This window comes from Dictyobacter aurantiacus, from assembly GCF_003967515.1.
GTDB classification, from domain to species: Bacteria; Chloroflexota; Ktedonobacteria; order Ktedonobacterales; family Ktedonobacteraceae; genus Dictyobacter; species Dictyobacter aurantiacus.
Map to the genome: position 1 here is coordinate 580404 of NZ_BIFQ01000002.1, position 13293 is coordinate 593696.

Below are 13293 nucleotides of genomic sequence, written 5' to 3' on the forward strand. Positions count from 1 at the left end.
CCTGCGGTGCTCAAGGGTCCTTTGTGTGTTGGAGCATCGGGTGCGCGGATGCGCACCCGCGCACCCGATGCTCCAACGCTCTGTCTATATAAAGAGAGACATGGCCGATGGCCAGCAGGCGTTTTCACCGTCGGTAGCATTTTAGCCCGGGCAAAAATGTGGGTATGGCCAGGGAGATAGGCACAAATACCCATAAAAAGGGCACTATTGTGGTAAAATATGTATATAAGGTGAAGAGATAGAGCAACTTATGCCAGGGGCAGGAGCGCAACAGGCTGATGACCAACGAAATAATTGGTAACTACCGCATCGAAGAAAAAATCGGTGGAGGAGGCTATAGCCGTGTCTACTGGGCGAGTCACATCTGGAACCGGAAAAAAGTGGTAGCCATCAAAATTTTTCACGAGTATGTGGATACCCTATCGGCTCGTGCGAAATTTGAGAGCGAAGCCAGGCTCCTGAGACAATTACGGCACGAACATATCGTGCCTATCATTGCCCATGGCATAAAATATATGAAAAGCCACGAGGCGTATCTCCCCTACCTGATTACCGAACTGGCGCCTGAGGGATCATTACGTGATCTGCTCAATGAGACCGATGGACCCCTGCCAAAGCGGCAGGCGCTCCTGATCATCACACAGGTGGGAGAGGCTCTCCAATATGCGCATGATAATGATGTAGCTCACCTGGATATCAAGCCGGAAAACATTTTATTTAAGGCGCCCGATCATGTCTGGCTGGCGGATCTAGGGATCGCGGATGTGCTGGTCTCAACCCGCACTCGTGAGGGAGGCATCGCCGGAACCTATGCCTATATGGCACCAGAACAGTTCCAGGGCAAAATGAGTAAGCGCAGCGATCAATACGCGTTGGCCTGCGTCACCTATGAACTACTGACCGGCAAACATCCGTTCAACACCACCAGTTCCCACAGCTTGATGTATCAGCACCTGGAAACACAGCCTATATCGCCTAACACACACAATCCTGAAATACCGGATGCCGTGTGTAAGGTCATTCTTAAGGGTATGGCTAAGGATCGCTATGATCGTTATCCAACAACCGCTGATTTCGTAAAAATGCTCAAGCTCGCATTTCGTACCGGGAACTGGCGTGCGCGCGACGAATATCCTGCGGCCCCCCAGGCGCCTGCCCGGCTATCCAATCAGCCACCAATCACACGTCGTGCCAGCCGTATCTATCAACCCGAACAGAATCAGCGCCCGGCCTATCAAGCACCACCGGCGCAGCGGATAGAAAACCGGGCCCAGCACATAAATAATCAAATCGTGCGCAATCGCCCGGCCAGATATCCGCCCGCTCATCCTGTACGCTCCAATAGCCGGCGGCTGCCACGACAGCCACCGCGTTCGCGGATACAAGAATTTATCAGTCAACCTCAATTTCTTTCGGTGCAACCATCCACTTATTTACGCCAGCACTATAGTCAGGGACAATCACAACATAAAAACTGGATTAAGGCCAGCTACATCTGGCTGGCCCCCTTGATGTTCGTCATGGCACTGATCGTCTATCTCTTATCGCTGATGATCCCATCATTCCCCTATACGCTTCCAGTTCAGATCATAGATTGTCTATGTCTGTTTTGCTGCCTGACCGGCGATGCAGCAGTAGAAGTATACCGGGATGGTCATCCATACTGGAACGCGCTGGCCATCATCACCTTTGTCTGCGAGATCGGCGGCATTCTGATCGCGTGGCAGCAGCAGGCGATATTCTATTTTTTTGTGAGCCTGCTGCCCATGACTCTGCTCAGTATCTTTTATCGCTGGCGCCAGTCCAACAAAGGCTAAGCGGGGAGCGGTCGCCAGATGGGCAACTTCATCCGGGCTGGTTGGTCAGAAGATCATGATGGTCGGCCACGCTCTCATCAATCGTTCCATCCACACGCTGCGGCAGCGCATGTACCACGACACTGGCCAGGCGCGGCTGCGCGTGATAGAGATTGTGGCGCACCTCCTCCACCAGCTGATGGCTATCGCGCAGGGAAAGATGTTCGTCGACCAGGACCTGAACCTCCGCGGCCAGCGTGTGACCAACCCAGCGGGCGCGTACCCGCTGCACCTTGCGCACACCCGGCGTCTCCCGAGCCGTCTGCTCCAGCCGATCAACGATCGCTGGATCAACCGCGTCCATCAAACGATGCCACATCGTCACCACCGTATCCTTGACGATAAAGAGGATCGCTATCGTAATCAGTAGACCAATGATAGGATCGGCCAGGGGCAGGCCCAGCAGGCTGCCCGCAGCGCCAAAGAGCACGGCCAGGGAGGTCAGGCCATCGACGCGCGCATGCTGACCATCGGCCACCAGCGCCGCCGAACCGATCTCATTTCCCACCCGGATACGGAAGACGGCCACGCCTTCGTTACCCAGAAAACCGACGATGGCCGCCAGCATCACCCACCAGACGTTGCGCAGCGGCTCGGGATGCAATAGTTTGAAGATGCTCTCATAACCGGCCACGATCGCGCTGATAAAGATCATCAGGATAATGACCACGCCGGCCAGATCCTCGGCGCGTCCAAACCCATAGGTATAGCGCCTGGTCGCCAGGCGGCGTCCCAGCACAAAAGCCAGGCCCAACGGAATCGCCGTCAGGGCATCGGAGAAATTATGGATGGTATCAGCCAGCAAGCCCACGCTCCCGCTCAGCAGCACGATTACCAATTGAAAGAGCGCGGTCAACCCCAGTCCCAGCAAAGAGATCTTCAGGGCCCACAGGCCGCGCGCGCTGGTTTCCAGCGCCGTATCGACATTCGCCTCTCCATGGCTATGACCATGCAGAAAAGGAATGGCCTCCAGCAGCCAGCCAAAACGACCATGATCGTGTCCATGATCATGACCGTGCCCGCCATGATCGTGTCCATGATCATGTGCGTCGTGGAGATGCTCATGACCGGCATGATCATGATTGTGCTGGTCATGGGGATGCTCGTGCTGAGCGTGGATATGGGATGGCGATACTTGCTCCGACATACCGATGCTTCCTCCTTTGTTAATCCTGATGTGTGGGTAAGGTATAGGGATGATCGGGTAGACCGTGGCGCACATGATCAACATGATGCTGGGCCTCGCGGAACAGGGCCGCCACATGCTGATCATCCACAGAATAGTAAATAACAGTACCTTCGCGACGTGATTTCACCAGGCGGCGATCGCGCAGGGAACGCAGGTGATGTGAGACCGCTGATTCTGAAACTCCGACCAGGAGCGCCAGATCGCGTACACACAACGAGCGCTGCGTCAACGCATAGAGGATGCGCGCTCGCGTCTGATCTGAAAGCCCCTGAAAAGTCTCGACAATAAGGGCCAGATGCTCATCCGAGAGTGCCTGCTGCCGGGCGGCCTCAAGAGCATTACGGTCGATTGGTAGTTGCTCCACTTCTTTTCCCATGAACGCCTGATCGCTCCTTGTTACCTGAGTATATGAACACTTACTCAGATAATAAATCAAAAAATGGTCACTGTCAAGCTCTGATCAAGAGGAGAGAAGCGGGGCTGGCGGCTTACTCGGGCTGGGCCCAGCCTGGCAGATCTGAACGCTCGGCGTTGCGCTGATGCAGTTGCGTCATCGAGGTTGCGCGCCCGATATAGGGACTGCTCAGATCGGTATGCAGCATCAATAACTGTTGCACCTGGGCCTGTATATCAGGAGGCAGCGCCTCCTTCACGGCCGACAGGGCGGATAGCAATTCATGCTCCATCGCCTGCTTCTGGGCCTGATCATTCGAGGGACGTGCCTGTAACGACTGCAAGCGCTCGACCGACTTCTGAAGCTGAGCTCGCACACGCTCCATCATAGCATCCTTCTTCGTACCCATGAAACCTTGTCCTTCCTCAATATAGCGCCGTCAGCGCACAACGGGTCCGCGCCCGTATATCATTCCAGCAACTTCCATCCATGCTCTGCGTCAACGAAAAACATGAACAAAAACATGAACAGATGCTCTTAGAATAACAGAAACCATGCCAAATAGCTATTAGAATTAGATGTATGTATGAAAAACGCGCATGCAGTCCGCATTTTATACATGCGAAAAGTACTTTAGCTATTATTTTTACGGTTTGTTTGCTATAATCATAAATGTTTATCTCAGCATTTTGCAGTAAACGCGTATACGCATCAGGACTTATAAAGCATATCTTTCTAATGACTCGTAAAAATAGTCAGGAGTAATCTCATTGAGCACCACGCAACGTCTGTGCCCTCAATGTGGAACGCAGGTTCAGCCGGGGCAGAAATTCTGTGGCAACTGCGGAGCCCCTCATAGTGAACCGCCAGCGATGAACCGATCCGAAGCGAACGCGCCAGCGGCACTACCACCTATGTTGCAGCGGGCAGACGGACAGCCAGATCCAGCGGGAGAGGCAACCGTGCGGGTATCCCCTTCAGCATCTCAGTCAGGGCCAGCACGATCCGCGTATCCGATTCCCAGAAGGCCACTTCCTGGTAACGTAGAAGCAGAGCAGAGGAACGCGCTCCAGCCGGGTCAGGTAGAGTTCCCACACGCAGGCGCTTCATATCCTCACTCCAATGGACCTGCCTTCACTCCGGCCAGCAATCCTGTCGCCAATGGACCCGCCTTCCAGCCAATAAACGGGCCCGCCATGTTCCCCGTCAACGAACCCGCCTTCACTCCGGTCAACAGACCCGACGGGCCTCCCGTCAATGGTCCCGTTTTCATGCCTGCTGGCTCCCAGCCACCCGCGACCGGAACGACCAGCTATTATAATAGTCCTGGGCCCTATCCGCCTCTATCCGTCTATGGTCAGCCTGGACAACCACAGCCCCCGATTGGCTATCCGCCCTATATGGCGCCCGGCGCACCAAAGAAGCGCATCAACCCTCTATTTATCGCCCTGGGCATCGTCCTGGTCGTGATGGTGGTATTATGTGGCGTCCTCGCGTACAACCTGAACGCGGCGCTGACCCCGGTTAGCCGTACAACTCCCACCAACACCATAACCAGCACGCCCACCGCGCTACCGACCCCGACTGGCAAACCAATTATTGACGACAACTTTGGGGACAACAAAAACAACTGGGACCTTTTTCAGCGGTCCGGCTATGGGGCCAGCATCGATCAACATCTCCTGGTGATGTCAGAAGGCAATGGAAAAACGTTTCTGGAACATATCCCAGGCGCGCAAGCGATGACAGATTTTCAGATAGATATGACATATATCCTGCAGAATGGCGACCAGGCCTATGTTGGCGTCCTCTTCCGGCGCCAATCGGGGGCAGGTAACCAGAAATTGCGCGGCTATGTGCTGATGATAGCACCCGGTTCGGGGCGCTATTTCATCCGCAAGATCGTTGATCCATCAGCCGGCAATCCCTCTGACACAGTTAATGCGACAATCAATCTAGCTTCGGGCATCCTGGATGATCCGGTACCGCTTAACAGGTCTATTCAGACCACGCTCACCATACAAGGCACCAGAATGACATTTTATGTGAACGGGAAACAGATCACCACCTGCGACGACAACAGTTCTACCTCACCCTACGATACCGGCTCAGTTGATCTCTTATTGCAGGGCAGCGGCAGCGGCACACCAGCCAGACTAGAATTATCGCATGTTGCGCTCTACGACAACGGAAGCGGCGGCCCCTCCATCTAACTGCCACTGACAGGTATATCAACTGGCGGCACAGGCGCTTACGACAGCGTCTATGCCGCCAGTTTTTTGTTCACCCATGATATTAAGAATCACGTCACCTACCACAATCCTCTTTTACGCCTGGGATACTGGGTTGGTCCATCGTCATCTCCACCTTTGCCTTTCCCTTTGTCATCCTTACCATCTGGAGTATGAGGAATTTCGCCAAATTAGCCTTCAATCACGGCATCTTGAATATCCCGACGAGATCCAGATGGGTTGTGGTACCAGACGCCATCATCGGGGTCTTGCCACCAGTAAGGACACGTGAGCCCATTTGAGCAGTATTCGCAATTTGACGTATCAGTATAATGCTGCTTCTTCATCCCTTCATTATCGCGGCCGTTTCTGCCTCGTGTCATAGTCTATTGACCTCCTTTCCGACCGGCCTGTTGACGGCTAAATTGTGAACTTCTGACCAATTTGGGAACGGGATCACAGGCAACGTACCCTCCAGGTCGCATTCATCGTAGTTGTATCCAAATGCGGCCAAAGTAAGATACTCGCGCAAAAGACGTTGATCATCTTCAGGCAATTCATCAAATGCGTCCAAAAGCTTTTCCAGGCTGTCATCGATTAAAAGCACACGCTGGGATTGCTCGCGCACCATCGCGGCAATCGTTGTCAACTTCACTTTGGGACCATCGCAAAAGAAGATCTTATCGGCGTTGGGGAAACCGCTATTTTTCAGCCAGATCTGGGTGCACCGCGCAACATCGGCATTCCATTGCGGATGAAAATTGATCACCCTCGCTGTACAGTACCTGAGTGCATCGCAGCGCCTGGTAAGATAATGAACACTCTGCAGCGCGCCATCGACGAGCTGACAACTCGCGATATGATAGGGATGAAACCGTAGCAGTTCTAATTGATACTGATAGCGAGCAGCACCCACTGTTTCATAGTGGGACCGGGCCTGGGGTAGGGCGTGAAATGCTTCCAGGCTCATAACCCGTGCGAGTTGCTCGGCCGGGATGGCAAGGTTCAGCACGTCATTGTACATAGCCAGTAAACGGGGAAGGTTCTTTTTGGCCAGGACACCATCGAGATCGACAAGAATTGTTTCCACCACACACTCCCTCCACGAAAAGCACAGGAACATCTTTAAGAGGAGATTATAGCACTTTATGGCATAGAAAGCTGCACTAAAAACGTCAGCCGCATAACTGCTCTCACAAAACTGGCTGCTTCGACACGATGGGCAACACCGAATGCGCAAGTGCGACATTTCTCTCTCTGCGTTGCATACGTAACAAAAGACAAACATTGATGCTTGCCCCATGTTCACGACCAGGCTACACTGTCTATTGTAACACTATGATGCATTTGCAACAGAATATCGCTAAAAAAATCAGAACTGGGAGCGGCCACACTACCGCACCCCTACTCTACATTTATGGAGGAATTTATCATGAGTACTTTCAGTTTCGCTGACATTCCTAATATGACTGGTAAGACGGTGATCGTGACCGGCGCCAACAGCGGTATCGGGCTGGTCGCGGCACGCACGCTGGCAGAGGCTGGCGCACGCGTCGTATTCGCGGTGCGCAATATCGAGAAGGGCAAGGGGGCCGCAACTGCTATAGCTGGCGTAACCGAGGTCCGCCAGCTCGACCTCGCCAGCCTGGACTCCGTGCGGGCGTTTGCCGCTGGTTGGGATGGCGGAATCGACCTGCTGATTAACAACGCGGGCGTGTCGGAGAAAGAGCTTTCCCGCACCGCCGATGGGTTCGAGATGACATTTGGCACCAACCATCTCGGCCACTTCGCCCTGACAAACCTGCTCCTGCCGCACATCACCGGCCGGGTCGTAACCGTTGCCTCGCAGGCTGAGCGGATTGGGCGCCTTGACTTTGACGACCTCAACTGGGAGCACAAACCCTACAAAGGGTCTCCTGCCTATGCGCAGTCAAAACTGGCGAACCTGCTGTTCACCGCGGAGCTGCAACGTCGGCTGGACGCCGCAGGATCGAGCGTGCTCGCGATCGCAGCGCATCCCGGCTTCGTCGCCACGGACATCTACAACCATGCAGGTGTTCGCCCATCCGGTCTGTCCGCAACCATGATCCGACTACTGGCGCAGGACGCCAATATGGGCGCGCTGCCTACCCTGTATGCTGCTGTCGCCGACATCCCCGGCAACAGCTTCGCCGGACCCCGCCACTTCGCGCACATGCGCGGCGCGCCTATGCTCATCGGACGCTCCGCCACCGCGCAGAACGCCGATATAGCTCGCCATCTCTGGGCTATCTCCGAGCAGTTCACCGGGGTCCGCTTCCCGCTCCAGCCTGTCCGTCCCTTAGCGGATCTGCCCCTGTAGCAGGCCGAAACCGCGAGTCAAATACAAGATTCATCACCTCTCATGAAGGCCCAGGAGACGTCTCCAATGCTATCATAGATGACTTAAATCTAGGAATTGACATCTCCCCTTGCTTTAGCTATGGGGAGATGTCAAGATGTTCAAGATACCACCTTCAGACAACACAAGATATGCCGTTTATTCTTCTCTTGCTATTTTCCTCTGGATATGTCAATATACAGGCAATATTGCAGCAGGAGACACACTTGAGATGACGAGTAACAGATATCCAAGACGCTGGCAGCCCACGAAACTCAATGCCAAACAACGCCTACATGCGCTGCTCCGTGAAAATCCTTCTCTTACCCCCCAGGAACTAGCCAGAGCCGTTGGTTGCACAACCGCCTCGGCCCGCATCTGGAAGAGCACCTTTTTCGCCAAGAATTACGATGTCGACGAAGGTCCGCAGCATAGCCAACCATAACGGATAGCTGAGTCACTCATGCGCACATATGCGCTGGTGCATCAGCGTCTTGCCATAGCTTCACCTCATCTCGTAGAATTGAAGGATGATTATCAAGCAAGGAAGATGCGATGCAACTGCTTGCGTCCCCTGCAGACGCGGTAAGCATCATCGTGCTGCATATGCGCCATTGAAAGGCGATAAGATAGAATATGGATTATAACTGGACAAATTGTTCTAAAGTTGTGAAGGCGGAAGTGAAGACCGTGCTGGAGGAGTTCCAGCGCATACTGGGTGACAACCTGCTGGGAATCTATCTTGGCGGCTCGCTGGCCGCCGGCGGCTTTAATCCCGAACGCAGCGATATCAATCTACTGGTGGTCACCGCGCGCGAGCTTGAAGCCGAAAACAAGCGTAAGATCATCGGGCTACTGCTGCGCGTTTCACGCACGCCCGCGCCTCTAGACATCACCTTTGTAGTTGAGCAGGCGATCCACAATCTGCCACAACCACGGCCCGTCGACTGGCATTATGATGAGAGTCTGCGCGAGGATTATAAACGCGCCCTGCATAATACAGGCGACACACAATGGAACGGGACCACGCCCCCAAGCGATCATCTGATCATCGAGCTGGCCGCCCTGCGTCAGTACGGCATCTGCCTGTATGGAAAACCGGTAGCCGAGGCCATTCCAGAGGTGCCGGGAGAGGTTTTCCGTGGTGCCCTCATCCACTATCTGCAAGACATCAAAGCCCATCCATTGCGAGATCCGATTAGCTTCGTGCTCGACACCAGTCGTGGACTGGCCTATCTGCGCGAGGGACTCTTCCTGTCGAAGCGCGACGGAAGCATCTGGGGCCTTACCCACCTGCCGGAACAATACCGGCCCCTGCTGCAACAGGTACAGGCCATCTACCAGAATGGGCGACTGGGACGTCCCGTTGGTCGTGCCGCCTTTGAAAGCTTCACCACGCTGTTGCAGGATTTATCATAAGTCGGGGCAAGCCCGACACATACGGTTAAATGTGTGTGTGTTATCGTTCGGCGGTCATGGGGAGGGTCTGCACGACGGCGTTGGCGGTCGAGCCGCAGCTTTTGCGTACCAGCAGGCTGACAGGCAGCTTGAGATGGCGGTTGGTGGAGAAGCGCTGCGAAATGCGATTATGCAGGAGGTGGGCGCTCTGACGCCCAAGCTCACCCACGGGCTGTACGATAGTGGTCAGGGGTACGCGCATCATTGAGCTCAGGCGGCTACTGCCCCCGCCACACACCAACGCCAGGTCTTCGGGCATACGCAATGAGGTCTGTTCGAGTGAGCACAGGACCTGCACCGCCAGGTAATCGTTCATTGTCACCACCGCCGTGGGCCGGCGAGGATGCTGGAGGTAGGCAAGCAAGCGCTGCCCATCCTCAGGACAGCAAACTTCAATTACGGCGCCGTGGTCATGCGCGGATGGATAGGCGTGCCACAGCGTATCCAGCAACAGGTGCTCATCCACCGGCAACTGATGATCGCGCATACACTGCAAATAGCCCGCGCGCCGCGCCGCGCTACTGGTAACCAGGTAATTGACGGAGACAAAGCCAACACGCCGATGGCCCAGCTTGATCAGATGCTGCGTCGACGCATAGCCGGCCATAAAATCATCCGAGACCACATAGCTGGCCTCGATCTCGGGCACATAGCGGTCCAGCAGCACGAAGGGGATCTGGCGCGCCTGCAGGGTCTGCAAGAGGGCGATACGATCTTTGCCCTCAGGGGTCGATACATAGCCACCATCGCGCTCAAGCACGCGATGATCGCAGGGATAGATAATCATGCCCGCCACATCCTGACGCAAGAATTGCTCGATATGGTAGCGCTCCAGTCCCTCATCATCTTCCGAATAAGCAAAGCTCAGGCCATAGCCAAAAGAGCGCGTCATCGACTCAACGCCCAGCACAATCCCATCCAGAAAATCGGTGCCGAAATGAGGAATGACGATGCCCACAAACGCGGTACGCCCCGGCATGTGAAACGTGGGGGAAGATAACTCAACACGCTTCTCTTCAATACCGGTGGATGCGGGAGCGATTTCCGCGCGCGGCGGCTCAATATCGGCCACGAAAGTACCCTGCGGTCGCCGGCGGTAGAGCACCCCCTCGCGCACCAGTGCTTCTAACGACTTCGTAATGGTCCCCTGACTGACGCCAAACTGCCGGGCAAGCTCAACTTCAGAAGCTATCTTCGTGTGGGCCGCCAGGCCGCGCTGTGCAATATCCTGGCGAATGCTTTGAGCAATCCGGCGATACAAGGGTAGTTGTGGCTCTTGTCCGTGCGCTGTACTCAAAGATTTTTCCTTGTGCGTTACAAATTAGCTCTGCCGGTGGTGTTGTATAGAGTATATACTATAGAGTGTAGAAGCGTCAATACGCCCCTTTTGCATATAGGGTTATTTAAGAATGTGTGTTAATACCGCTACTCCATTTTTATATTGGATTGTGTATGCATCCTCCCAAACGTGTGCACACGTTTGGGAGGATGCATACACAATCCAATATATGTTATATTTTAAGCGAAGAAACCTTTTTCTGATAAATTGAGGCGATGCTCACTTGACACGCGAATATACACTAGTGTATTATCCCATCTATAAGCTAATGTATATAGGTGGACAATGATGTTCGCTTATATACATGCTCAACCGATAAGCATGCATCACAGGTTGAACTGGAGTGGCACCGATGAAGGACCAATGGCGTCTCTACTTGAGTTTAATTATATCCATCGCATGTTTCACTTCCTGCACGGCTGGCACAAAGGATGTGGCCGCCGGTCCTGTAGTCCCTCCCACTTCCCTGTACACTGCGGCAGTCGCGTGGTCGCAGGCCACTTTTTCGCTCTCCGGCGCAACGCCACAAAGCTATCGCCTGCGGTCAACGGCCACGCTTTCTAAACTCAGGCACGGACATAAAGAGTTTACCATTGATATTGTGGACGCAGAACGCTCCCTGATTATTGTGTTTTACGGCTATAGCGGACCCGCGACCTACACACTCACCAATCAGGTCAATGGTGGTGATGTCAGGATTGCATCGGGCAAACAATACTGGGACCTGGCTCTCATCCCCTCGCTCTCCTGCGCACTCATCATCCGGTCGGATACACCGACGACAAGCCCTGGCATCAACCATATGCGTGGACAGTTTACCTGCCCGACCCTACCGGCCGGGCATTCTAATATATCGCAGCACGCGGTTGCCATCGACAAAGGCCAGTTCGATATCTCAATCCTTGTCGAAAGCTAACTAAATCTAGATGAAAGGAGGAGATAGCCATCATTCCTCTGGTGTGGATCTATGGACGCCCACCACACCTCGTTCGCGTAGTATCAGGAACATCGTTGTACTTGATGATTCATGTATTTCCCGGGCAAAGGAGTGTCTCGTGAAAAAATCAACGCGATCTCTACATCTCTTCTCATTTGTCGCCCTGTTGATCTGCCTGGTGCCTCTACTCCAGGCCTGTGGCGGCTCTAGCGGGTCCAGCAGTGGCAACGGACCGGTCACCATTACGGTTGCCTATCAGCAGTTTGGCCCTCCACCGTATTATGAGCAGCAGTGGTGGCAGAGCGCCAAGACCAAGATTGAGGCCGCGCACCCCAATATCAAAATCAAGCTGATGCCGATTATCGCCGATGAAGGCAGCTATTATACCAAATTGGATCTGATGTTGCGTTCCAATAACGCACCCGACATCGTGCGTGAAGACAGCTTCCTGGTGGGTTCCGACGTCACCGCCGGCTACCTGACGCCCCTGGATTCCTATCTGAACAACTGGTCCGATTACAAAAACCAGTGGTTCCCCAGCATGCAGAAGATTACGACCTTCAACGGCAAGAACTATGGGGTCATGGATGGCACCGATGTACGCGCCATCTGGTACAACAAGGATATCTTCAAAAAGGCTGGTCTGCCCACCACCTGGCAGCCAAACAGCTGGGCCGATATCCTCTCCGCCGCCAATACCATCAAAAAGAAGGTCCCCAACGTCATTCCGATGAACCTGTACTCCGGCGTACCCATGGACGAGGCTTCAACCATGCAGGGCTTCGAGATGCTGCTCTACGGCACCAAGGATACCCTCTACAATTATCAGACTGGCAAATGGGTCTCCTCCAGCACGGGCTTTAAAGACGCCTTGAACTTCGTCAAGCAGGTGTACAATCCGTCGAATCTGCTGGGACCCACCAACGATATTACCCTGAGCACTACCGCCGGCAATACCGTAGCCCAGCAGTTGATCCCGCAGGGCAAGCTGGCCATCGACATCGACGGCTCATGGCTGGGAGGCAACTGGGAGACCGGTGGCGCCGCCCCGTGGCCGCAGTGGAAAGACACCATGGGACTGGCCAAGATGCCAACCCAGAATGGTCAGGACCCCAAATACGTCACGCTCTCCGGTGGCTGGGCCTACTCGATCGCGTCCCGCTCCGCCCATAAGGACCAGGCCTTTACCGTTATCCAGGAGGCCTTCGCTAAAGACCTGCTGGGCAAATACGATATCCAGACCAACGGCATCGCGCCGCGCAAGGATATTGTGAGCCTGCCTGAATACAGCGCCCTGCCCAACTTCCCATTCTTCACCCAACTGGTAAACTTCACGCAGTTCCGCCCGGGCTTCCCGGCCTATCCCAAGATCTCGGTGCAGATCGACAACGCGATGCAGCAGGTGATGAGCGGCAAATCGACGGACGACGCCATGTCGTCCTTCTCGCAATCGGTCCAATCGATAGCAGGTGCAGATAAAACGGAAACGCATCCGTGACGAGGCGCTTGAAATGGGAGAAGGATCGCCCT

General features: G+C 54.4%; 13 protein-coding genes. 7 read left to right on the forward strand and 6 right to left on the reverse strand.

What is annotated here, in order from left to right; translation table 11 throughout:
• Positions 1-278 precede the first annotated feature (278 nt).
• Positions 279-1817: a serine/threonine protein kinase gene (locus KTT_RS27285; protein WP_126600783.1), complete on the forward strand. Its 1539-nt coding sequence runs from the start codon at positions 279-281 to the stop codon at positions 1815-1817.
• A gap of 28 nt (positions 1818-1845) precedes the next feature.
• Here KTT_RS27285 and KTT_RS27290 read toward each other — a convergent pair whose 3' ends face one another.
• From KTT_RS27290 to KTT_RS27300, 3 genes are all read right to left on the reverse strand, one after another.
• Positions 1846-3003 (reverse strand): cation diffusion facilitator family transporter, encoded by a 1158-nt coding sequence (locus KTT_RS27290; RefSeq protein ID WP_126600785.1) that lies wholly within the window; start codon positions 3001-3003, stop codon positions 1846-1848.
• Positions 3004-3022: 19 nt separating this feature from the next.
• Complete coding sequence (locus KTT_RS27295) at positions 3023-3421, reverse strand: ArsR/SmtB family transcription factor (RefSeq protein WP_126600788.1); 399 nt, start codon at positions 3419-3421, stop codon at positions 3023-3025.
• Between the two features lie 112 nt (positions 3422-3533).
• The gene (locus KTT_RS27300) at positions 3534-3848 is read right to left on the reverse strand and encodes a hypothetical protein (protein ID WP_126600790.1); all 315 of its coding nucleotides are present in this window, start codon (positions 3846-3848) and stop codon (positions 3534-3536) included.
• 361 nt (positions 3849-4209) lie between these two features.
• Between KTT_RS27300 and KTT_RS27305 the strand changes: the two genes are divergently transcribed.
• A complete protein-coding gene (locus KTT_RS27305) occupies positions 4210-5652 on the forward strand; it encodes a zinc-ribbon domain-containing protein (protein WP_160146165.1) in 1443 nt (480 codons plus the stop codon).
• A 209-nt stretch (positions 5653-5861) separates the two neighbouring features.
• On the opposite strand, the gene KTT_RS27310 is transcribed toward KTT_RS27305, so the two are convergent.
• Both KTT_RS27310 and KTT_RS27315 read right to left on the reverse strand, forming a co-directional pair.
• Positions 5862-6053 (reverse strand): hypothetical protein, encoded by a 192-nt coding sequence (locus tag KTT_RS27310; protein WP_126600795.1) that lies wholly within the window; start codon positions 6051-6053, stop codon positions 5862-5864.
• Positions 6050-6760: a hypothetical protein gene (locus KTT_RS27315; protein ID WP_126600797.1), complete on the reverse strand. Its 711-nt coding sequence runs from the start codon at positions 6758-6760 to the stop codon at positions 6050-6052. The genes KTT_RS27310 and KTT_RS27315 overlap by 4 nt, the downstream gene beginning before the upstream one ends.
• 342 nt (positions 6761-7102) lie before the next feature.
• On the opposite strand from KTT_RS27315, the gene KTT_RS27320 reads away from it, so the two are divergent.
• From KTT_RS27320 to KTT_RS27330, 3 genes are all read left to right on the forward strand, one after another.
• A complete protein-coding gene (locus KTT_RS27320; RefSeq protein ID WP_126600799.1) occupies positions 7103-8011 on the forward strand; it encodes an oxidoreductase in 909 nt (302 codons plus the stop codon).
• Positions 8012-8261: 250 nt separating this feature from the next.
• Positions 8262-8474 (forward strand): AsnC family protein, encoded by a 213-nt coding sequence (locus tag KTT_RS27325; RefSeq protein WP_126600801.1) that lies wholly within the window; start codon positions 8262-8264, stop codon positions 8472-8474.
• 191 nt (positions 8475-8665) lie between these two features.
• The gene (locus KTT_RS27330; protein ID WP_126600803.1) at positions 8666-9448 is read left to right on the forward strand and encodes an aminoglycoside adenylyltransferase domain-containing protein; all 783 of its coding nucleotides are present in this window, start codon (positions 8666-8668) and stop codon (positions 9446-9448) included.
• 40 nt (positions 9449-9488) lie between these two features.
• Here the strand turns inward: KTT_RS27330 and KTT_RS27335 are convergent, their stop codons facing one another.
• The gene (locus KTT_RS27335; RefSeq protein ID WP_126600805.1) at positions 9489-10784 is read right to left on the reverse strand and encodes a substrate-binding domain-containing protein; all 1296 of its coding nucleotides are present in this window, start codon (positions 10782-10784) and stop codon (positions 9489-9491) included.
• A 394-nt stretch (positions 10785-11178) separates the two neighbouring features.
• Between KTT_RS27335 and KTT_RS27340 the strand changes: the two genes are divergently transcribed.
• On the forward strand, positions 11179-11742 hold the full coding sequence (locus KTT_RS27340; RefSeq protein WP_126600807.1) for a hypothetical protein: 564 nt from the start codon (positions 11179-11181) through the stop codon (positions 11740-11742).
• A 139-nt stretch (positions 11743-11881) separates the two neighbouring features.
• Positions 11882-13261, forward strand: a complete 1380-nt coding sequence (locus KTT_RS27345; RefSeq protein ID WP_160146166.1) for an extracellular solute-binding protein — start codon at positions 11882-11884, stop codon at positions 13259-13261.
• The last annotated feature ends 32 nt before the right edge of the window (positions 13262-13293 follow it).